This is a genomic window from Psychrobacter sp. 1Y4, assembly GCF_051847555.1.
Window position 1 is genome coordinate 109,309 of the sequence record NZ_JBPYDE010000009.1, and the last position, 22,412, is coordinate 131,720.

General features: G+C 41.5%; 15 protein-coding genes. 4 read left to right on the forward strand and 11 right to left on the reverse strand.

Annotated elements, in window-relative coordinates; all coding sequences use genetic code 11:
* Positions 1-9 precede the first annotated feature (9 nt).
* Together ACS8FC_RS09600 and ACS8FC_RS09605 are read right to left on the reverse strand one after the other, a co-directional pair.
* The gene (locus ACS8FC_RS09600) at positions 10-1,341 is read right to left on the reverse strand and encodes a restriction endonuclease subunit S (protein WP_439296576.1); all 1,332 of its coding nucleotides are present in this window, start codon (positions 1,339-1,341) and stop codon (positions 10-12) included.
* The gene (locus ACS8FC_RS09605) at positions 1,341-3,722 is read right to left on the reverse strand and encodes a type I restriction-modification system subunit M (RefSeq protein WP_439296577.1); all 2,382 of its coding nucleotides are present in this window, start codon (positions 3,720-3,722) and stop codon (positions 1,341-1,343) included. Before ACS8FC_RS09605 ends, ACS8FC_RS09600 begins: the two co-directional genes overlap by 1 nt.
* A gap of 368 nt (positions 3,723-4,090) precedes the next feature.
* Between ACS8FC_RS09605 and ACS8FC_RS09610 the strand changes: the two genes are divergently transcribed.
* Entirely contained in the window at positions 4,091-4,486 is a 396-nt protein-coding gene (locus ACS8FC_RS09610; protein ID WP_439296578.1) for a lysozyme inhibitor LprI family protein, read from the forward strand.
* An 869-nt stretch (positions 4,487-5,355) separates the two neighbouring features.
* On the opposite strand, the gene ACS8FC_RS09615 is transcribed toward ACS8FC_RS09610, so the two are convergent.
* The gene (locus ACS8FC_RS09615; protein ID WP_439263233.1) at positions 5,356-5,724 is read right to left on the reverse strand and encodes a hypothetical protein; all 369 of its coding nucleotides are present in this window, start codon (positions 5,722-5,724) and stop codon (positions 5,356-5,358) included.
* Between the two features lie 35 nt (positions 5,725-5,759).
* Here ACS8FC_RS09615 and ACS8FC_RS09620 point away from each other — a divergent pair, with 35 nt between their 5' ends.
* A complete protein-coding gene (locus ACS8FC_RS09620) occupies positions 5,760-6,563 on the forward strand; it encodes an SIR2 family NAD-dependent protein deacylase (RefSeq protein ID WP_439263232.1) in 804 nt (267 codons plus the stop codon).
* 142 nt (positions 6,564-6,705) lie between these two features.
* Here ACS8FC_RS09620 and ACS8FC_RS09625 read toward each other — a convergent pair whose 3' ends face one another.
* From ACS8FC_RS09625 to ACS8FC_RS09640, 4 genes are all read right to left on the reverse strand, one after another.
* Positions 6,706-7,704: an adenosine deaminase gene (locus tag ACS8FC_RS09625; protein WP_439263231.1), complete on the reverse strand. Its 999-nt coding sequence runs from the start codon at positions 7,702-7,704 to the stop codon at positions 6,706-6,708.
* 44 nt (positions 7,705-7,748) lie between these two features.
* The gene (locus tag ACS8FC_RS09630) at positions 7,749-8,279 is read right to left on the reverse strand and encodes a TPM domain-containing protein (protein WP_439263230.1); all 531 of its coding nucleotides are present in this window, start codon (positions 8,277-8,279) and stop codon (positions 7,749-7,751) included.
* Positions 8,280-8,395: 116 nt separating this feature from the next.
* Positions 8,396-9,556: a TPM domain-containing protein gene (locus tag ACS8FC_RS09635; RefSeq protein WP_439296579.1), complete on the reverse strand. Its 1,161-nt coding sequence runs from the start codon at positions 9,554-9,556 to the stop codon at positions 8,396-8,398.
* A gap of 154 nt (positions 9,557-9,710) precedes the next feature.
* The gene (locus ACS8FC_RS09640; protein WP_299221580.1) at positions 9,711-10,340 is read right to left on the reverse strand and encodes a LemA family protein; all 630 of its coding nucleotides are present in this window, start codon (positions 10,338-10,340) and stop codon (positions 9,711-9,713) included.
* Positions 10,341-11,291: 951 nt separating this feature from the next.
* Between ACS8FC_RS09640 and ACS8FC_RS09645 the strand changes: the two genes are divergently transcribed.
* Positions 11,292-12,839: an alanine/glycine:cation symporter family protein gene (locus ACS8FC_RS09645; RefSeq protein ID WP_439296580.1), complete on the forward strand. Its 1,548-nt coding sequence runs from the start codon at positions 11,292-11,294 to the stop codon at positions 12,837-12,839.
* A 232-nt stretch (positions 12,840-13,071) separates the two neighbouring features.
* Here ACS8FC_RS09645 and ACS8FC_RS09650 read toward each other — a convergent pair whose 3' ends face one another.
* Positions 13,072-13,707 (reverse strand): fasciclin domain-containing protein, encoded by a 636-nt coding sequence (locus tag ACS8FC_RS09650; protein ID WP_439296581.1) that lies wholly within the window; start codon positions 13,705-13,707, stop codon positions 13,072-13,074.
* A 117-nt stretch (positions 13,708-13,824) separates the two neighbouring features.
* Complete coding sequence (locus tag ACS8FC_RS09655; protein WP_439263226.1) at positions 13,825-14,412, reverse strand: fasciclin domain-containing protein; 588 nt, start codon at positions 14,410-14,412, stop codon at positions 13,825-13,827.
* 681 nt (positions 14,413-15,093) lie between these two features.
* On the opposite strand from ACS8FC_RS09655, the gene metH reads away from it, so the two are divergent.
* A complete protein-coding gene (gene metH, locus ACS8FC_RS09660) occupies positions 15,094-18,888 on the forward strand; it encodes a methionine synthase (protein WP_439296582.1) in 3,795 nt (1,264 codons plus the stop codon).
* 179 nt (positions 18,889-19,067) lie between these two features.
* Here the strand turns inward: metH and ACS8FC_RS09665 are convergent, their stop codons facing one another.
* Both ACS8FC_RS09665 and ACS8FC_RS09670 read right to left on the reverse strand, forming a co-directional pair.
* On the reverse strand, positions 19,068-20,528 hold the full coding sequence (locus tag ACS8FC_RS09665; RefSeq protein ID WP_439296583.1) for a VWA domain-containing protein: 1,461 nt from the start codon (positions 20,526-20,528) through the stop codon (positions 19,068-19,070).
* Positions 20,519-22,090: an AAA family ATPase gene (locus ACS8FC_RS09670; RefSeq protein WP_439296584.1), complete on the reverse strand. Its 1,572-nt coding sequence runs from the start codon at positions 22,088-22,090 to the stop codon at positions 20,519-20,521. Before ACS8FC_RS09670 ends, ACS8FC_RS09665 begins: the two co-directional genes overlap by 10 nt.
* Positions 22,091-22,412 lie beyond the last annotated feature (322 nt).

The following is a 22,412-nucleotide window of genomic DNA, read 5'->3' on the forward strand; positions in this document are numbered from 1 at the left end:
GAACAGAGCCTACTCAGGCGCAACCCAGCCCCGAACATTAATCTTACCCGTGACAGCAGCAGAGATTAAAGCGGTGCGACGTTCTTGCATGAGTTGAATGGCTTTTTTAGCATTTAGCTCAATATCGTCAAAGCTTAATTTCAACTTCTCTATATGATTATGAATTTGTGCAATCTCATCTAAGGGAGGAACTAGCACAGGAATGTTTTGAACTTGTTCAACTCTCAAATGGCTTACAGTACTTCCATGTGAGACGCTATTAATATACCTATCAAGACAATCTGAAATTAAATAATCGAAAAGGTAGTTTGTATAGCTTTTATCATGAGCAATGAAGTTCATCATTCTCTGACCCATACAAAACTTCAAATTTTCTGGTACTAGACAAACTTCACCCGTAGGTGCTTCACGAGTGAAAAAAATAGAGCCAGCTGGCGGTACTCCTCTTTGTGTCCATATATCAAAATTCTTTTTATCTGTGTACAAAGCGCCATTAAAATTTAACTTTTGATGCCTCACATTAGTTGTTCTAACTACAAAGTACTCACCATTTTCAAAATACTCAGGAGTCTTATTACGGCAGTCAATAATCTCACTTTCAAATTTAAGCTTTGAAACCTCCCAATGCTCTGGCACTTCCCCCAACCATTCAACGCCCGAATCTTTCATCGGTGCATTAGGGTTTAAGCCTTTAGTGACCGCATGACTAATCACCGCTTGGCGCTTTTCTTTTAGCAGCTGGATAAGGGTTTGCTGCTTTTCGATTAAGGTATCGATTTGGGCGGTTTCGTGGTCGAGAAATTTGGCGATTTGGTTTGCTTGATATAAATCAACTTTTGGAATAGATAATTGCCCTAATCTTTCCGAGTTTAGAATTTTAACTACATTACCAGTAGCCATCTGCTCTAGTTCGTTTCTAGCTGCAAGTAATAAATAATAATTATATTTTGAATTATCTTTAAAGCTGACAGCGGTAATTTGCTGATTAGTCGTAACAGTTTTAGATGCATATCCAGCCTTACCAATCGTCCCGATACAGCACAATAAGACAGAGTTTTTAGCAACTTTTCTTTGTGTTTGCCAACCAAGTTCAGTTAAATATTTTGTTCCGCAAACTTTTTCGGTGTTTTCTTTTATATCTTCTGGTCGCACCCATTCATATATCGTCACATCATCAGAGTAATATGCGCTAATAGCTGTAGATGGTGTCATTCCAGTAATGAATGAAGCTTTTCTTTTTAAACTTATAGTAGACCAATCTTTAGGAACTTTCCCCAACCACTCAACCCCTGAATCCTTATATTCTGCATATTGCTGATACTTCATTATCAATTCAGCCATTACGAATGCACCTCACCCAATAACTTCATAATCTCAGTGCTAACAGCATCCAAGTCTGCATCGATATCAGCAAGCGGACGCGGTGGCTCATACACATAGAAATGACGGTTAAACGGTATCTCAAAGCCCACGATGCCAATCTCTTCATCTATAGCATCTTTCTTGTCGCTATTAATCCACGCATCAGGCACATGCGGCTGCACTTCGCGGGCGAAGTAACTTTCAATCAGCTCAGTCGTCGTTGCTTTAGGATTCAGCGGTACGTTTTCATAATCACGTAAATCACTATCGGTTTGAAACTCTACTATTTTGGTCTTGCTGGCAGGGTCAGTATAACTAAACGCACCATAGAGCGGATTGGCAACCTTGATCGCTTTTTTGATGACGGGTTCTGCTTCAGGATTTTTCCATGTGATGGCATCCATCAGCTGCTTTTTCTCTTTAGTATCTAAGCTGACATCAGCGTCTTTTAACGCTTGTTTGAGCACTTTTTCAAACTCATTAAAATCATCGAATTGGTTTTCTCCGATAGCCGCCTGCAAGGCTTTGGCTTTATTCATAATCTCAAGCTGATCCTGCCAAAGTTTGGCATCAAGCACGTCTTTGATTTGCTTTTCTTTTAGCTCGCTAAAGTCGGCCTTGATCATAGCGCGCGCTTCTAAGGTGACCGCTGATAAGTCGCCATAGCTTTTACTGCTGTCATTACTGTCGCTATCAGTCGTCCAGTTACTACCAAACTTCTCATACAGCGCTGGCATGACCATATCAAAAGGCTTAGGTGCATAACGTAGGGTTTCGATAGAATCGTCAGATAGCTGAGCCGATAGACGAAGCGGACGCTCAATCGTGATACGGCGATAGCCAAACTCATGGGTGGCAAATATCTTACTGGCAAAGGTTTTAGCAGGTTCGGCTTTAGGATTAGCCGACTGACGGCCACGGTTAGACTTTGCCTCTTCAGGCTTATCGAGCACGCGCGCGTCAACCACTTCGAAGTCACCAAAGCTGCGAATAATGGTCTTGATATCGTCATCGCTCATCTCATTACGTTTTGAGCCAAGCGATTTACGCATCTTGCTATATAGGTTACTACCATCGATTAATTGCACCTTGCCACGGCGCTCATCCGCTTTTTTATTGCTGAGTACCCAGACATAGGTCGCAATACCCGTGTTATAGAACATATCAGTAGGCAGGGCGATAATGGCCTCTAGTAAATCGGCCTCAAGGATATAACGGCGGATCTCACTCTCACCACTACCTGCGCCGCCCGTGAACAACGGTGAACCATTTAGGATGATGCCGATACGGCTACCCTGATTGCTATTGGCTGTCGCTTGCTCATAATTCTGCTCATTATTAACGATAGGACGCATCTTGCTTAATAAGTGCATCAAGAATAACAGCGAGCCGTCAGACACCCGTGGCAAGCCCGCGCCAAAGCGACCATCAAAGCCTTTTTGCTCGTGCTCGTCTTTGATCTCACCTGATATCTTTTTCCAGTCCACTCCAAACGGCGGATTCGATAGCATATAGTCGAACTGCTCACCTGCCAGCTGATCACTGGATAAGGTATTGCCCAGCTTAATGTTGTTCACCTCTTGCCCTTTGATCAGCATATCGGCTTTACAGATGGCATAAGACTCAGGGTTGAGCTCTTGTCCATAGGTACGCATCACGGCGTCAGGGTTGAGCTCTAACACGTATTCCATACCAGAGGATAGGAAGCCGCCCGTCCCCGCTGTCGGGTCATAAATGGTGCGAATAATGCCGTCTTTGGTTAGGGCATCATCATCTTCCATAAATACGAGTGAGGTTGTCAGACGTACGATATCGCGCGGGGTAAAATGCTCCCCTGCAGTCTCGTTCGAGCTTTCAGCAAAGCGGCGAATCAACTCTTCAAAGACAAAGCCCATTTCATGATTGGATATCGCCTCGGGGCTAAGATCCGTATTGGAAAATCTCTGCACTACTTTATATAGCAGGTTGGCATCAGCCAACTGACCGACAAACTCTTCAAATTTGAAATGCTCAAATATCTCACGCGCGTCTTTAGAGAAGGATTGCACATAAGTGTTTAAGTTATCTTTGATATCGCTTTGACCCATCTTGCTGAGATCCATCGGCGAGGTATTGTAAAAAGGTCGTTTGCTGGCACGTATCAAGAACTTCTCTTGCGCCTCCTCAAACAGACCCATATCAGCGATACGCTGGTTTTCCGCAACGACAGCGGCTTTGGTCTCTTCTAACACACACTCTAAGCGGCGCAGTAGCGTAAATGGCAGAATGATGCGGCCATATTGAGATTGCTTAAAGTCGCCGCGTAATAGATCAGCGACAGACCAGATGAAAGCCGCTGTTTGAGAGAAGTTTTTGGTCATGGGAGTATCTTTTGGTTATTGAGCAGGGATATAAGGTGTAGATCGTCTATCAACGATGAGGTGATGACTCATCTTAGACAAAGTACAACCATCATAAGGGTATTCGACATTACTCGGCAAGTCTGAATGTGAGATTTGTTGGAAGGCTAATGAATTTCATCGTATAAAAGCTTACTGTACGACGCGCTCCGCAATTCAACCCCATGGAAGAAAATTGCAAGTTGATTTTAGTATCAGTAGATAGCAGGAAATGAAAACTTAGGAATAGGGTAATTTTAAAGTTACCATTTAAAGATAAAATTAATTGACTATTTTGATTACCGACAATGATACAATTAATCAAATTTTATCGAGTTAGAGGTTTGCACATGCGGTTATATGCAGGTTTGGTTAATATAGGTATTGGAGTTAGTTTGCTGGTAGGCGCTATCGGTAATGTTAGCGCTGCACCTATCGAATTTTGCGATGGTGAATATACAACCATTGATTTGAATAACTGTACCAGTAAGAACTTAGATTATGAGGACAGTAAACTTAACAGTACATATAAAACGCTAAGAGGTATGCTCGATAGAACCGAAAAAAACAATCTCAAGCAAGCTCAGTTAGCATGGATTGATTTTAGGGATAAATCCTGCAATTTTACCTCCCGTGAGTTGGTAGGCGGTAGTATGCACGCTATTGAACACACCTCGTGCTTAACGAATTACACTTATCAGAGGCGTATTGAGCTGCAAAAAGAGATTTACAATATCCAAAGATAGAATCACCCCCGCCAGCCACAAAAAAATTCGTAAAAAACGCTTAACTTAGTACAGCATTATTTGAACACGTGCAGTCAATAGCAATTCAACTCTATGCAAAAAAGTATCAGATAGAAAAAATTATTAGTGATTGGCTGGCACGTTGAGCATAATCTTTGTAACCAAACTTGCTTTGCATAAACAGCGAAAAACAATCTTAGCGATAACGAAATGTTGTTAAATCTGTTGTTAAATTAATTTACAACATTGTTATAAACCTTGATATTAAAGGATTAGGTCTATTTGATTGACTCCCGCCGAGCGCACCAATCATTGTAATCAATCTATTACTTTAAAGTATATCCCACTGAGCCAACTTATCTATTTTGGTTTAGCTATAATGCTGTGTCTGGCATTTCCAAAACTTTCTTATCAAATAACTGTTTACTCTAAACCTACCCTTCTCTTTTATCACTCCTAAACCTTTCTTTTGAGCAAGCTACTTTATGGCAAAAATACGCCTTTTTGCTTTCTTCGCTTAATCTTTACAAAAAAACTACTTTTATCAAAAATAATACTTACATTTTAAAAGCAACATAAGTATTATTGCTTATTAGGTATTTATGTAACTATATGTAATTAAGTGAATATATAGCAATATTCTAGTAACCAAATATAGATTCAAGTACAGAATGTTTTTGGCTCGTTAATTGCATGTTTAAGATAGGTTCAAACGAGCCAGCGGTTTATAACTTTTAATATAGTATGAGTTAAGTCTAGGAGACGTAATGAGTGTATTTTATATGGCAGCATTATCAGTAGGGTCTGTATTCTGGGGAATGGTTGTTGTTTGGCTGATGGCAACGCGATAAGTAGCTGGTTTGTTGAACTCAACATACTTTTTGCAAGTCAGTACTAAGCTGGGCTCGACTCGGTACTCGATGATAATTGATAATAGGCACCTCTCCTAAGCGGCGCTCACCAGCTGCGATACTATTATCTATGGTAATTATTGCAATCTTTTTATTCTCTTTGGTAATTAGCAAATGCTTAGCTCTTCTGCTGGTACTATAATTAGGAAAGTGTTTTTTAATTAAAACAGCTGTCTTTTGTAAGCTATCATTTGTTAATGGCTTCTTACCCGCTGATACGTGTGCTCCATTTTTGGGATCAACTTTATTACTACGTAAATGTGCTATCAGCCATAGTACTGTAATGACTGCTAGCAATATGACAAGCCACCAAATTCCGTCTATCATAGAAAAGTATATCCATTATTAGCAAGGGTTAAGTCATGGTAGCAGAATTATCGCCAAAACTAATAGCAGAAGTACATCGGGCTGCTAAATTGCTAGCGGTTCGACCACAGATCTGTATTCTAACTGGTGCAGGCGTATCAGCAGAAAGTGGCATTCCAACTTTCCGTGATAAGCAAACTGGTCTCTGGGAACATTATCGAGCAGAGGATTTGGCAAGCCCCACTGCCTTTGCTCGAGACCCACATTTGGTATGGTCGTGGTATCAATGGCGCAGACAACTGGTGCATGACAAAAAACCCAATCCTGCTCACTATGCGCTTGCCCAATGGCAACAAGACGCCAAAAACCACAAACAGCACTTTACGTTGGTCACACAAAACGTCGATGATTTACATGAGCAAGCTGGTAGTGAGGCCATTCATCTACATGGTCATCTGTGGCGTAATCGCTGTCACGACTGTGGTACACCTTATCAAAATGAATCAGCAGCTTTAGATAGTAGTAAAAAAGCCATCAGTTTCGATGATAGATTAATAACATGCCAACAGTGTGATGGTTATATCAGACCTGATATCGTCTGGTTTGGTGAGGCGCTACCTATAGGAGCATGGCAAACGGCTGAAGATGCTGCCGCCAATTGCGATGTATTCATCAGTATTGGTACGTCAAGCTTGGTATACCCTGCTGCAGGTCTGGCACAATTAGCTCAGCAAAATGGTGCAACAGTCATTGAGATAAACCCAAATCCAACGCCTAATACCATCGTGGATATCACATTGGCTGCAAACGCCGGCATGATAATGCCTTTATTAATGCAAAAAGTGACTGCTCTCACGTAATCGCTGTACAAAAGGCAAAGCATTTATCTAAAGCAAAGCGTTCATTTACTGACAAAATACGTGCGGTATCAATAATAGCCAAATGCTTTATATAGGTAATTAAGTTTTGAGCTGCCCCTGAACAATTACTACAATTAAAAAATTACTGCAATGCACGATCCACTTTAGCCAAGTATGCTTGTTTTAGGTCATCATCTATGAAAGATGATCTAAAAGAGTTTTTTACCAAAGTGACAATATCGTTTTCTGTTAATGGTAAGTTGTCACACAAGTTGATAAAATTTTGGTTAATATAACCTTTAAAATAGGCTGGGTCATCTGAATTGACGCTCACATTTAGACCATAATCTAAAAGCTCTTTGATATTGTGCGCTTTGTAGTCCTCAAACACTTTTAATTCAATATTTGAGTTTGGGCAAACCGTAAGCGGTATTTGCTCTTCTTTTAGCCGCTGCATAAGCGTATCACTATGAATCGACTGCACGCCGTGGTCTATTCTATCGATACCTAGTAAATCTAAAGCCTCATAAATATAAGAAAAGTCACCTTCTTCGCCTGCATGGGCGACTAACCTAAACCCCGCTTCTTTTGCCTTTTCAAATACTTCTGTAAATTTCGATGGCGGGTTACCAAGCTCTGAAGAATCAAGACCAACGCCAATGATATCCTCCTTAAATGCCATCGCCTCCTCTAACGTATCAAAAGCATCTTGCTGTGATAAATGACGTAAAAAACACATGATAATACCAGAAGTAATGCCGTATCTTTCTTTGGCATCAGCCAGCGCTTCTTTTATGCCAGTGATTACAGTTTCAAAAGCGATGCCCCTTGCCGTATGCGTCTGAGGGTCAAAGAATATCTCAGTATGAATAACATTGTCTTCAACACATTTTAAAATATACTCCCAAGTCAAATCATAAAAATCGTCTCTTGTGATAAGTACATTGGCACCAGCGTAATAAATATCTAAAAAAGTCTGTAGATTGGTGAAATTATAAGCGTTACGTACGTCCTCTATGTCTTTATAAGGAATATCTATGTTGTTTTTTTTAGCCAGCCTAAACATAAGCTCAGGCTCTAATGAACCTTCAATATGTAGATGCAATTCAGCCTTTGGTAGTTTTTTTATGAGATCAATCATAGTATTTCCTTATCTTTAATTGCTTATCTATAACTTTGTGGAAGCTACTTTAAAAAGACTACCGTATCAGACAGCTCATTACCTGCTGGGTCATGCTCTAAGTGGTAATACTGACGCAATAGTTGTCCTATCTCGTCTAGTAGATCACTTAAGCTTTCTTCTGACTTTTTGTTGGCAATGCCCGTCACTGCTTTGTCACACATCGCACGCCATACTGTAGGACTGACATGAGCGCTAATACCACGATCTGCGACAATTTCCAGCTTATGCTCACAGATGTTGACATAAACCAAGACCCCCGTGTTTTCTTCAGTATCCCATACACGGTATTCGCTAAACAAATCGATAGCACGCTCACGGCAGTTGATGCTGTAAGCTTCTTGAATGGGTAGATGGTTTTCTATAACCAAAAAAACTTCGCCACGATGACCTTGCTCTGCTTCTGTCACTTTCGCTGTTAAACGGGCCTTAACCTCTGCTGTTAGCCATTTGCTGTTTAGCATCGGAACAAACAAGACTTGACGCCACCAGCGAGCAAAACTTGCCTCTGATGAAGGTAAGTTGTTTTGTGCCATAATGTTTCCTCAAGTAGGCGATTGCTCATTGTCGTCTAATACATTATCAAACAAATTATAAAAGCAATGTTCTTAATATTTAATTCTACGAATCGATTGTTATGATGATGGTTGGCTTACCACGATCCACCAGCACCGCCACCACCAAAGCCGCCACCGCCGCCGCCGAAGCCGCCACCACCAAAGCCACCGCCGCCGCCGCCACCAAGTCCAGGTAAGAAAATTAAACCGCCGCCGCCGCGTCCACCACGACCACCGCCGCCTGAACCTCTAGCAATTAAGAACATCCAGATAAAGATGGCCATAATGACAGTCATAAAGAATCCGCCACCCAATGCTAAAGAACCAGCAAAGAAACCACCAGCCGTTAAGATAGAGCCAAATACTCGTCCAAAAATACTAGTAATAAACTTACCAAAAATCATCGCCATGATGAACAAAAAGACAGGTGTTGATGGTTCATCTGAACCTTGTTGAGCGGTACGTTCTGCGGCTTGGGCATCGGCACGAGCCAGCACTTCAGGATCAGCAGTGAGTCGAGCTTCAAGTGCACCAACACCTGCCAATAACCCAGATCCATAGTTGTTTTGCTTGAATAGTGGCGTAACATCCTCACGGATAATACGATTGACCGCCGCATCGGGCAACACGCCTTCTAACCCATAACCCGTTAAGATATACATGTCACGATCATTGACTGCTACCACAATCAGTAAGCCGTCATCAATGTCCTCCTCCCCAAGCTCCCACTTATTAGCAACCTGTAAAGCATAATCAAATATCGGCAAGCCATTCGTGCTAGGCACGATGACGATTGCTGCTTGAGCTAGACCTTGCTGGTAGATATTCCTAAGCTGGGTCTCTAAACGCTGTTTCTCTTGCGGATTTAGTATATTTGCTTGATCAACGACTGGTTGATTTAATATGAGCTTATCAGCATCAACATTAGCCGCATCAGATTGCACAGGTGGCTGTGCAGTGGCCTGAGACTCTGCTATGGCTTCATCATTGGCAGCATTTGGATTGATAGCCTCATTACCAAGTATGGTGCCTCCAATAGCGTCGTTACCAAGTACCGCATCATTGATGGCTTCATTCGCCTCGCCAGCTTTAGCGATCGCTACTAAGTCCTCAACGCTACGGTTCTGCATTTGCGCATCGGTCGCACTCTCAGCTGTCGCAACATTAGCATCATCCGGCGCAGCATGCAGCAGCGTTGTATTGCCCGCGCTGAGTGTTAATAATAATGCCGAGACGATTGCTTTTGAATTCTTCATCTAATCTATACCACCTTTAGTGACACGCTTGCTGAACGAAATTATGACTTATTATAAATAGGAGTCTTTTTTCACGCCTTTGTTAGTAGCGACTAATCATAGATAGCGAGTAAAGCTACTACTAAACGCCGCTTTTTGACCCAAAACGCTGGCTTTATTGTGCAGTAGCTTCATCATCTCCAAAATCAACCGTAGGTGCGGTCGAGATCTCTTCTTCATTAGCAACAGTAAAGTTCGGCTTAGTATCCATACCGAACACTTTGGCTGTGATATTAGTTGGGAATTGTCGTACCGTTGTATTGTAGCCTTGCACTTCTTGAATATAACGATTACGAGCTACTGTAATACGGTTTTCAGTCCCTTCTAACTGTGCCTGCAAGTCTTGAAACAAAGCGTCGGATTTGAGCTCAGGGTAACGTTCGGACACTGCCATCAGACGTGACAATGCTCCCCCCATCTGAGCTTGGGCTTCAGCATAACGTTCCATCGCTTGTGGGTCATTGAGTACTTCTGGCGTTATATTAATGCTACCTGCACGCGAACGCGCTTCTGCCACCTGAGTGAACACCTCTTGCTCTTGGTCTGCATATTGTTGCACAACTTTCACCAAGTTTGGCACCAGATCCGAACGGCGCTGATATTGGTTGACTACTTCTGACCAAGCTGCTGTGACTTGCTCATCTTGTGATTGCAAATTGTTATAACCACAGCCTGACAAACCTACGGTTGAGGTTGCCAATACTGCTGATAACAACATAGGTTTTATAATAGATTTACGCGTCATCTCTAATTCTCCTAATAATAATTAACTGCTTAGCCATTTATGCTAAATAATAACTTGTAATGTCACAGACAAAGGATTGTCTTTAATTGTGCTGCTAATAATGGCGACATAGCCGCTTTTTTACAATTCATCGTTACTAAAACACAACCGCAAAATAGGACTGCTGACTTTTTTATTATGCGTCAATTTACTATTCTACCTTTATTTTTATTACGACCTAATCAATTTCTACAATATCGATAACAGTATGTAAGCAGTTGATAAAAGGTCCTCAAATCCTAGTATGACACTATCTAACAATACATTTAATAGACTTATATCGATTTAGCAAACAATTATTGAAAATTACATACACGGACAATTCAAAAAAAAATCTAGTAATTATAAAGAAATTGTGGCAAATTGCAGTTACTTAACCGTATGGTTTGCATACATTCGGTAGTGGAGTTGTTATTTATTTGATATTAGCGCAGTATAAAACAAAAAATCGTTTTTATTTTGGTGACAAATATTATAGCTATTGAACGGCTCTCTTACTGTTATCATTTAGCATTTACTAAAATGTCTAACGATAATCTAAGGTTCATGTTCGTGTACTATAAGTTTGTAAGCTGTTAGCAAACAAGAATAACGTAAATGGTTGAATACCATCAGATTATTAATTGATACGTATTTGATTATAATAATTATTTGTTTTATCCGCTGGTCTATTCTTTACCTACCTATTCTTACTGCGTTATATGTCATAATATTGTGACAACCAGAAAGGCAAAAGGACTTGCGACCGCAGCTAGGATCTATTAACACTGTTTGTGTTACTTGATAAGCCAAGCGGATAAATACAGACATTTACAATCCATCCTAAGCGGTTAAAAAGATATTAAGCCTTAGTTTAGTACAATGTTTAATATCCTTTATCGCTATTTTAAGGACGTTTGAGGAAGACATAATATGGAAAGTTTAGTCAATTTAGTAAACGGAATTATTTGGAGCCCGGCTCTGATCTACTTGTGTTTGGGCGCAGGTCTGTTTTATTCTATTATGACGCGCTTTGTACAAGTGCGTTTGTTCAGTGAAATGATAAAACTACTGTTTACGGGTAAATCTAGTGAACAGGGTATCTCATCTTTTCAGGCGTTAGCTGTCTCACTCGCAGGCCGCGTGGGTATGGGTAACATCGCAGGTGTTGCTGCTGCCATTGGCTTCGGTGGTCCTGGTGCCGTATTTTGGATGTGGATTGTGGCGTTCTTAGGAGCATCTACTGCTTATGTTGAATCGACACTCGCGCAGATCTATAAAGAAAAAGATGTGGTGACTGGCGAATATCGCGGTGGCCCGGCGTATTACTTTGAGCGTGCACTTGGTCAAAAATGGTACGGAATCCTTTTTGCAATCTCTTCTATCTTAGCTTGCGGTATGTTTTTACCGGGTGTACAAGCAAACGGTGTTATCAGTGCATTTGCACAGGTAATGGGTGAAGGCACTATCATGAACATCGGGAGCCTAGAAGTTGGCTCTATGCGTTTGGTAGCGTTAGTAATCATCCTAATCGTACTAGGTATTATCATTTTTGGTGGTATTAAGCGTATTGCAACCTTTACTGAGTTTGCAGTTCCTTTCATGGCACTAGGTTATATTGTCTTAGCCTTGATTATCATGTTTACAAACTTTGATATGATTCCTCAAGTCTTTGGTATGATCGTCGGTGACGCCTTTACCGCTCAAGCAGGTTTTGGTGCCGCAATCGGTTGGGGGGTTAAGCGTGGTATTTACTCAAACGAAGCAGGTCAAGGTACCGGTCCTCATGCAGCAGCGGCAGCTGAAGTTCAGCATCCATCACAGCAAGGTTTGGTACAGGCATTCTCAGTCTATGTCGATACTATCTTAGTATGTTCTGCTACGGCCTTTATGATTCTCACGATGGGTACTTATAATATCCAAGGTACGCTACCTGATGGTCAGTTCATCGTTCAAAACGTAGCAGCGACTACTGAAATTAACGCGCCTGCCTTTACGCAAATGGCGATGGAATCAGTATACGGCTCATTCGGTGATACTTTCATTGCTGTCGCAGTATTCTTCTTTGCCTTTACCACTATTTTGGCTTACTACTATATTGCTGAAGTAAACGTGGCTTATTTGACTCGCTTTTTGGGTCGTAACGCAAACAGAACGGGTTTATTCTTAGTTAAAATCCTCATCATGGCAATGGTTGCTTATGGTGGTCTAAACTCAGCTGGTTATATTTGGGCTATCGGTGATATCGGTGTTGGTCTGATGGCATGGCTTAATATCGTTGGTATTCTTGTTATCTTTATCGTTGCACGTCCAACACTTACCATGCTCAAAGACTATGAAGCACAGCGTAAAGCGGGTGTTAAGCGCTATAGCTTTGATCCTGCAAAATACGGTATTAAGAATGCGCCATATTGGGAAGCACGCCATTTAAAAGAGCAACAAAGAATGGCTGAAAGTCCTCTACATAAAGAGCCTAAATAAGACTCTTTAGAGCAGTTATAGTTATAGTGTACTAATATAATATAAAAAGCCTGAGGCAATGGTCTCAGGCTTTTTTATGCGCTTCATTATGCCCTATCAATTACTGGCAATTACTAGCGTTGATAATATGCACAGACAGTCTTTAATCCAATAAAAACCCAGCACGCTTGGCTGGGTTTTAGTCTTAAACATTAAAGGGGGTTCAAATCATACTATTTTTAATAACAACCTGTTATTTAGGCATTAATACTGTATCAACCACATGAACAACCCCATTGGTTGCCATTACGTCTGGTTGAGTAATATTGGACGTGTTGCCGCTAGCATCTGTGATAACATTGGCTTCGCTAATAGAAAACGCTTGGCCATTTACTGTCTCGATATCTGTACCGTAAGGAATATCGGCAGATTTTACTATCATACTTGGAATAACATGATATGACAGTACATTGGTCAACATGTCTTTATCAGCCAATAGCTCTTCTTTGGTGACATCAAGCTTCGTCAATGCATCAGCGAATGCAGCGTCTGTAGGCGCGAATACAGTGAACTCACTGCCTGAATCCATTAGAGTTTGATCCAGACCAGAAGCTTCAAGTGCTGCTGTTAAAATGGTTAAATCATTGTTGTCAGAAGCAAGTTCAACGATATTTTGCGTGGCAGTACTTTCTTCAGTCGTTACCTCAGGATCCGCGATGACTTCAGGCTCTTCCATTGTCTCAGTTTCAACCATTGGTTCAGGTTCAACCATCGGTTCAGTTGTCATTTCGGCCTCAGTAGGTTCTGCAACTGTCTCTGCATCATTACAAGCTACCAAAGATACGGCCGATGCGGCGATTGCTAGAGATAATAAAGTCTTTTTTAACATGGGTCTATCCTTATAAAAATTAAGCAGATGGTTTCTTATTCATTGCTATATGCATTGTATTTAATGCATGGAATAAAGTTTTAAAGCAGGGAATAAAAAAACGAATACGTGTCTTATTTACTGCGGTAACAGTACTTTATCGATAACATGTACGACACCATTGCTAGCTGCGATGTCTGTTTGCAAGATATTAGCAGTACGACCACTCTCATCCATCAGTTTGCCTTCAGGTGTAATCATCAATGTGTCTTTGCTGAGCATCATAACGTTACCTGGCTGCACATCTTTGGCATATACAGGTGCTGGACCATTGATTACGTGGTAGCCCAAAATCTTAGTTAAAGCTGGCTTGTTCGCAAAAAGCTGCTCTTTAGTCATGCCAGTTTCTTGCAAGGCTTCAGCAAACGCTGCATTAGTTGGTGCAAGGATGGTAAGGTTTGCATCGGGATTAGATAACGGACCAGCTATACCAGCAGCTTGTACCGCTTCAACCAAGGTCGAAAATTCAGGACTGCTTTGAGCCACTTGTACCACATTCATTGCAGCTACCGCTTCACTTTGAGTAGTTGCTTGCTGAGCTTGTTGTGCCTGTGCCTGTTTTGCTGGCATCGTTGCTTCTTTAGCTGGCATCATGTTGTTACAAGCGCTTAAGCCAGCAATTGATACAGCTAATGTGCCGATAGTAGCAAGTTTAGTAAGTTTCATATTCATATCCTTGATATTGAAGTCTATCCTGATTGCGAATTTAAAAATTATGAATGGTGCTTTTTAAAGGTAAGGTTTTGATAAATCAACTTATACATGATGACTTACTATCTACACAGTTTAACCATCTATTTAACTAACTCTTTAAAGAATCACGCTATACAGTCATGTATTAATACACGTATACATGCGTCTGAATGTTAGAAATAATATGTACACCGCTTAGTATAATAGTTCACCATTATCATCCGAGAGCTTATAGGCTATACTTACGGGCAACCAAACCTTACGAAGCTAAAGTTAGCATGGCATACAACTTTAACTATCTGCATTTGCGCTATTTTTTGTCATCCCCTTGTAAGTTTTGTCAGTTTTCTTGCATGGCTTATTTTTTAATTTAGTGATGGAATACTTTACAGAATCAATAGATAGTAAAGCTGCCTTGTATTCATACAAAAGGATATAAGATGACCTTTAAGCATGACTTTGGTGTGATAAACACTCTTAGATTTAGCTGACAAAACCCTCATTTTTATTGTTGAATATCAATAAAAACATACTGATAGGCGCCATATTTTTCATGCTAGAATATTGCAGATTTGTGCTTTCTTATTTTCTATAGTTTATGAATTTTTCTTTTTCTCTTTTTTTTATGATAATTACGATACAAGCAGTGTACCTATGACTCAACAGACAGCCTCACAAACTTCTTTGCCAACCAATCACCTACAAGCAGCGGACGGCTTTGTCCTAACACCGCCTGCCAGCTTTCCTTTTAAAGAACAGCAGCTAACCGCTCGCGTACGTATTACTGAGCAAATGAAGTCGCGTATTTTGATGTTAGATGGCGCGATGGGGACACAGATTCAGACCTATAAGCTTGAGGAGGCGGACTATCGCGGTGAGCGCTTCGCTGATATCGAGCAAGACGTACGCGGCAACAATGACCTGCTGGTACTCACGCAGCCGCAGATGATACGTGACATTCATCACGATCATCTTGCAGCGGGCGCTGATATTATCGAGACCAATAGCTTTAACGGCACGCGTTTGTCGATGTCTGACTATGATATGGAATATCTGGTGCCAGAGCTAAACAAGACCGCTGCCAAGATTGCTCGTGAAGCTGCTGATGAATTTACCGCTAAAACCCCTGATAAGCCGCGCTTTGTCGCAGGGGTCATCGGGCCCACCTCTCGCACCTGTTCGCTATCGCCTGATGTCAACGACCCCGCCTTTCGTAACATTACCTTTGATGAGCTGGTACTCAACTACCGTGAAGCGACGCTGACATTAATAGAAGGCGGCGTCGATATCATCTTAATTGAAACCATCTTTGATACGTTAAACGCTAAAGCAGCGATATTTGCCATCACAGGCGTGTTTGACGATATTGGTTTTGAATTACCAATTATGATATCGGGGACGATCACAGATGCCTCAGGCCGTACCCTATCTGGTCAGACGGCTGAGGCGTTTTATAACTCTATCCGTCACGCCAAGCCGTTATCTGTTGGCTTTAACTGCGCGCTCGGTGCTGATGCGCTGCGCCCGCATATTCAGACGCTCTCAAACATCGCTGACACTTATGTCTCAGCGCATCCAAATGCAGGCTTGCCCAATGAGTTTGGTGAATATGATGAAACTGCTAAAGAAACCGCCGCTCTGCTAGAAGGTTTTGCGAAAGCGGGCATCTTAAACATCGTCGGCGGCTGCTGCGGTACCACACCTGAGCATATTCGCCAAATCGCTAATATGGTGGCAAACTACTCGCCGCGCAAGATACCAGAGATTGTGCCTGCCTGCCGTCTGTCTGGACTTGAGCCGTTTACCATCACCGCTGACAGTCTGTTTGTCAACGTCGGTGAGCGTACCAACGTCACTGGCTCCAAGAAATTTTTGCGCCTAATCAAAACCGAAGCTTATACCGAAGCCCTCGATGTCGCGCGCGATCAGGTCGAGGGCGGCGCGCAAATCGTCGATATTAATATGGACGAAGGCATGCTCGACTCCAAACAGGCGATGATTCATTTTGTCAATTTGGTCTCAGGTGAGCCAGATATCAGCCGTGTACCGCTCATGATGGACTCCTCAAAATGGGACATCATCGAAGAAGGGCTTAAACGTATTCAGGGCAAATCGGTCGTCAACTCTATCTCCCTAAAAGAAGGCTACGATGAGTTCGTGCGTCATGCCAAGCTCTGTATGCGCTACGGGGCAGCAGTCATCGTTATGGCGTTTGATGAAGATGGGCAAGCTGACACCTATGAGCGCAAAATTCAGATCTGTCAGCGCAGCTATGACGTACTCGTTGATGAGGTCGGCTTCCCATCTGAGGACATTATCTTTGACCCCAATATCTTTGCAGTCGCAACTGGTATCACCGAGCACAACAATTACGGCGCTGACTTTATTAACGCGACGAAATGGATAACCGAAAATCTGCCCAATGCCATGGTGTCAGGCGGCGTCTCCAACGTCTCATTTAGCTTCCGTGGTAACCCGATTCGTGAAGCGATTAACTCAGTATTTCTTTATCATGCGATCAAAAACGGCTTAACCATGGGTATCGTCAACCCGTCGATGCTTGAAGTCTATGATGACATCCCTGTCGAGGCGCGCGAGGCGATCGAGGATGTCATGCTTAATCGCAATCAAGGCGAGACAGGTCAGGATGCTACCGAACGCCTGATGACTATCGCTGAGAGTTATCAAGATGGCGGCAAGAAAAAAGACAGCACCGTCGATATGAGCTGGCGTGAGGGCACGGTTGAAGAGCGCATCGCCCATGCACTGGTCAAAGGCATCACCACCTTTATCGAAGCCGATACCAAAGAAGCATGGGAGAAATATCCCAAACCACTAGAGGTCATCGAAGGGCCACTGATGGATGGCATGAACATCGTCGGTGACTTATTTGGCTCGGGTAAAATGTTTTTACCGCAAGTGGTCAAGTCGGCACGCGTCATGAAACAATCGGTCGCTTGGCTCAATCCGTATATCGAAGCAGAAAAGGTCGAGGGCGAAGTCAAAGGTAAGATCCTGATGGCAACCGTTAAGGGGGATGTACATGACATCGGCAAAAACATCGTCGGCGTGGTACTTGGCTGTAATGGCTATGACATCCTTGACCTTGGCGTGATGGTGCCGTGCGAAAAAATCCTCGATACCGCTATTAGCGAGAAAGTCGATATTATCGGCTTATCAGGACTGATTACCCCTAGCCTTGATGAGATGGTCTATGTCGCCAAACAGATGCAAGAGCGCGGCATAACGCTGCCACTGATGATCGGCGGTGCCACCACCTCCAAGGCGCATACGGCGGTAAAAGTCGAACCGCAGTATCAAAACAATGCGGTCATCTATGTCTCGGACGCCTCACGCTCGGTCGGCGTGGTCACCAAACTGCTCTCTAAGGAAAATCGTCAAGGTCTTATCGATGAGACCCGCGAAGAGTATATCAAGGTACGCGAGCGTCTGGCCAAGCGTCAGCCCAAAGCGGCCAAGATATCTTATGCGGATGCTATCAAGCTTGGCTTTGACTATGACTGGGACAACTATGTGCCGCCTGCGCCCAGTAAACTTGGCCAAGTGATACTTGATGATTATCCGATCGCAACCTTGCTGCCTTATATCGACTGGACGCCGTTCTTTATCTCTTGGGGACTGACAGGCAAATACCCTAAAATCTTGCAAGATGAGGTCGTTGGCGAAGCGGCGCGCGATTTGTTTGACAATGCCAATGACTTAATGCAAAAAATGATCGATGAGAAGTTAATCGTCGCTAAAGGCGTGTTTAAAATCATGCCAGCCAAGCGTACTGGTGCAGATACTGTCACCGTTTATGATAAAGCGCTGGAAGACGGCGGACAGCCAACGCATACCTTTGAGCACTTGCGCCAACAGTCGGACAAAGCCAGCGGTAAGCCAAACTTTAGCTTGGCGGACTTTATCTCACCATCAGACACGCACACCGATCATATCGGCGGCTTTACCGTTTCCATCGTCGGTACTGAAGCACTCGCTGAAAAGTACAAAGCCGCAGGCGATGACTATAACGCTATCATGGTGCAGGCACTATCTGATCGCTTGGCCGAAGCCTTTGCTGAGCACTTGCACGAGCGGATCCGTAAAGACTATTGGGGCTATCAGGCTGATGAGACGCTCAGTAATGAGGAGCTGATTAAAGAAAAATACGTTGGTATCCGTCCTGCTCCCGGCTATCCTGCCTGCCCTGAACATACCGAAAAAGGCAAACTGTTTGATTGGCTGGGTACAGTGGACGCTATCGGCACAACGCTAACTGAAAGCTTTGCAATGTGGCCTGCTTCCTCGGTCAGTGGCTTTTATTACTCGCATCCTGACAGTGAGTACTTTAACGTCGGTAAAATCGACCGCGACCAGTTGGAGGATTATGCTATCCGTAAGAATTGGGATATCAAGACTGCTGAGAAGTGGTTAAATCCGAATTTGTAGAGTTGGTTAGATTTTTTAGAGAAAATTTTATGCGGGATTGATTTTTATAATTGATTCCGCTTTTGCTTCTATCTGCTTATACATTCGAGACAATTGTGTTTAACCGTCACATCTCTTTCTTGCTGCTAAAAATCTACCTAGCTGATTTTTTTAGCGAAAGAATTCAGCAATATTAGAAGTTACCTACTCTTCTGCAGCGCAGTAAATTGAAGTAATTCCTGTATTTGATGCGAGTTGGGGTTATATATAAACTCATTATCAAAATAATTTTCTACGCGGTTATACATAAAAAGATTACCTATCACTAATGAATTAAACTGATTGCCATTCAATTTTTGTTGCTCTAAATCTTTCAATAAGCTTTCTGGCAAGTCGCTCATCACGAAATCAGATATTACTAATACATCTGATTTTTCATACTTTTCAGTTTCTAATAGTTTTATCGCATAACGAAGTGCTGGAGCAACATCCGTACCCCCGTGAAATGATTGACTAAGGAAACCTGTCAATTCAGCTATACCTGTTGCACCAGTTACTTCAAACGTTTCTATATTAGTAGAAAAATTAATAACAAAACATGGTCTATTTTGGTTTTTAGCTTTAATCCCCAAGAAAAGAGTAACTGCTTTTGCAATGCTTTCTGGTGTACCTTGCATGGAACCACTTGTATCAACACATAGTATCATCGGACCTAGCTTTTCTTCTGTCTCTTTTTCTACTTCAACAGTTATTTCTACTTCTGTATTCTGATATGTCAGCCCTTGTAACTCAAAGCAAAGCAATTTCGCTTCTAGATACTTTAAATCAAAAAGAATTGCTGTATCTGGGTCTGACATTAAAGCAAGTTCAGACGGTAGTGCATGCTCTAAATCTTTGGCTAGACGTAAACCAATAATCTCTTCTTTCGAATTGGTATCGACGACTGGTGTTTGTAACTCGATAGTTTGCTGTACACGCTCTATTTCACTTGTGTGTTCTATTTGGCGCATTTTACCCAATAAGTCCGCTATTTTCTTAACGCCACCATCATTTTGTAAGTAACTTAACCAACGCTTGAGAACATCAATATTCTGTTTACTTAAGCTACCTAAACTATCATCAAACCAAATACCTAATTCAAATCCGAATTCACATAGGTTTTGGTCCAGCTGTTTTATTAACTCCATCCATTCAATTAACTGCTCTAAAAACTGGTCGCGGCGTGCTTGCAGTTCTTCTAATTGCCAACGTGCTTGGGCAACATCGAGGTGCTTTTGCCATTCATTTAAAAGGAGTTGAAAATGGGGCTTTTTGTCACTTATTTGCTTTGAAGTCTCTTTGTTCTCTTTTAAAGCTTTCTTCCAATAAGATAAGTTTGCGGGAACACCTACTTCTGAGCAGAAACTTAGATACTCTTCGACAGCTTTCGGGTTCAACTCATCTGAATCTTTGGCATAATAGTCAATCCACTGGGTTAATTTGCTCTGATGTTCAGAAAATATGTCTCGTTGTAAAATTTCTAATTTAGCTTTATATTGCCAATCCTCTATTTGGGTAGTGACCTGTCGGGATATATTATCCTGACTGTATAAATGTTCATATTGCTTTTTGACAGCTTCTTCAATGACATTTTTACCGTAGGTCGAGAAGTTTAGCGACATAGCGCCTCCAGACGTTCACAGTCCGCAATTCGCAACTGAATTTGGTCTTTCTGTTTGGTAACACCTGTTATAGCAACGCTAATTTCTTCCTTGGTAACAAATGGACTGGCAAGGTGTTGCTTATATTCAGTAGATTTTCCTTCAACTTGTTTTGAAACTTCGATTAGTTGTTGGCGAATATCTTTTATAGAATCTGCTAGTGAGCTAACTAGCCTTTCGTTTATGTCTTTCTTTTTATCACCTTTATTAAATAAAACATTCGGTCTAAAGGTTACATTGTTATGAACATTTGAACTTAGAGTTACCTCACAACTACCTTGGCCTTTAAATGAACCTTGAATACTACTCTGTATATTTCCGGCTTTGTCAACTAAATGAAAAATGTCTTTTGTTTTAAAATTCTCAAAAGGTATATAAAGTTCAAATTCTTTATCATAGTCAGAATAATTTTCATATCCTCTTCGTTTAAATACTGCGTTAAACTTAAAATAATCTCTACCATCATTTAGCTGTATGACATCATAAATATCTTCTGAATGATAAAGCTCTTCATTTATTTCAAGGTCAAGTTTATCCTTTTCTTTATCTAGTTTGGCTAGATTAATATCAGTATCAAAACCACAATTTTCAATTGCACTCGTCACAATCTCTTGTACCGCTTCTCGATTTTCAGTAGTCGTCCACAGACAATATTTAAGCAGTAGCGCGTCGCTATGGTTCGTTTCAGTACGCCCATTACAAAAAGCAGAAGCTTTAAGCAGTATTGCTGCTCGTTGCCAACGTCGATCAGATACATAAACGTCTAGCTTTTTTGACTGCGAGATTAGTTGTTGCCGTATGTATTTGATCACTAACAAGGTATCATCGCTTAAAGTTACTAAGTGTAGCTTGTCACGCCATTCCTGCATTTCATCATAGTTAATAATTAACTCCGGACTAATACATGAATTTTCCGAACTAGGTTTGCTATTAATTAGATGATTAAAGTTCTCTTCTTGTTCGATAGGTGGTACAAATAACCGAATCACAAAACGGTCATAAAGTGCTTCTAACCCTTGGTTTGGTGGCGGTACTTCGTTAGAGGCGGCAATCAAAGACTTTAAGGGTACTTGGATTATCTCTTTACCATTTCTAAAAGTATGCTCATTAATAATAGTCAATAAATTATTCAAAATTGCTGGGCTAGACTTCCAAATTTCATCTAGGAATGCGAAGTCTGCGGTTGGTAAATAGTCATCAACTTGACGAATATAACGATCTTCCTTTAACTCTTTGATAGACACAGGACCAAATATCTCTTCTGGTGTGCTGAAACGATTCATTAAGTATTCAAAATATTTAGGAGATTCAAAAGCAGCTATCAATCTTCTTGATATTAGACTTTTTGCTGTACCAGGCGGACCTAATAAGAAGGTGTTGTGTCCTGTAATAGCACCTAGCAGTGCAATTGCCATGGTTTGATTACGCTCATACATATCAGCAGTTAATTCTTCCAATAACTGTGATATACGTGCCTGGATATTCAAATTTACATCTTTTGGTTTTTGAGTCTTATTCGCCATATTTATTCAATGTCTCATTAATTGAGTTAAAAGGTTATTTAAAGTTATAGTTGCGATCAAATATACAAACATAATTGATAAGTTCAGACTTGACCACACGAGTGAGTGGGCCCTGATTACCATTTGTATGCTTGGTTAACTACCAATTTTTTCTTAAGCCATGTGAAGGAGTGCTGACAGATAGATTTTCAGCGATCAGTTTTCTTTTATGCGAAAAATAAAACATTGTACAAAACTTCAATACTATCGTGGCGAGCAAAATGTCCTTTATTAAGCATACAGATATTAGGTCGCTCATACTTCACACCTTCTGCATTGCCTT

Coding starts and splice junctions, on each gene's coding strand:
- ACS8FC_RS09600 (WP_439296576.1), bottom strand. CDS start 1,341: ATGGCTGAATTGATAATGAAGTATCAGCAATATGCAGAATATAAGGAT.
- ACS8FC_RS09605 (WP_439296577.1), bottom strand. CDS start 3,722: ATGACCAAAAACTTCTCTCAAACAGCGGCTTTCATCTGGTCTGTCGCT.
- ACS8FC_RS09610 (WP_439296578.1), top strand. CDS start 4,091: ATGCGGTTATATGCAGGTTTGGTTAATATAGGTATTGGAGTTAGTTTG.
- ACS8FC_RS09615 (WP_439263233.1), bottom strand. CDS start 5,724: ATGATAGACGGAATTTGGTGGCTTGTCATATTGCTAGCAGTCATTACA.
- ACS8FC_RS09620 (WP_439263232.1), top strand. CDS start 5,760: ATGGTAGCAGAATTATCGCCAAAACTAATAGCAGAAGTACATCGGGCT.
- ACS8FC_RS09625 (WP_439263231.1), bottom strand. CDS start 7,704: ATGATTGATCTCATAAAAAAACTACCAAAGGCTGAATTGCATCTACAT.
- ACS8FC_RS09630 (WP_439263230.1), bottom strand. CDS start 8,279: ATGGCACAAAACAACTTACCTTCATCAGAGGCAAGTTTTGCTCGCTGG.
- ACS8FC_RS09635 (WP_439296579.1), bottom strand. CDS start 9,556: ATGAAGAATTCAAAAGCAATCGTCTCGGCATTATTATTAACACTCAGC.
- ACS8FC_RS09640 (WP_299221580.1), bottom strand. CDS start 10,340: ATGACGCGTAAATCTATTATAAAACCTATGTTGTTATCAGCAGTATTG.
- ACS8FC_RS09645 (WP_439296580.1), top strand. CDS start 11,292: ATGGAAAGTTTAGTCAATTTAGTAAACGGAATTATTTGGAGCCCGGCT.
- ACS8FC_RS09650 (WP_439296581.1), bottom strand. CDS start 13,707: ATGTTAAAAAAGACTTTATTATCTCTAGCAATCGCCGCATCGGCCGTA.
- ACS8FC_RS09655 (WP_439263226.1), bottom strand. CDS start 14,412: ATGAAACTTACTAAACTTGCTACTATCGGCACATTAGCTGTATCAATT.
- metH (WP_439296582.1), top strand. CDS start 15,094: ATGACTCAACAGACAGCCTCACAAACTTCTTTGCCAACCAATCACCTA.
- ACS8FC_RS09665 (WP_439296583.1), bottom strand. CDS start 20,528: ATGTCGCTAAACTTCTCGACCTACGGTAAAAATGTCATTGAAGAAGCT.
- ACS8FC_RS09670 (WP_439296584.1), bottom strand. CDS start 22,090: ATGGCGAATAAGACTCAAAAACCAAAAGATGTAAATTTGAATATCCAG.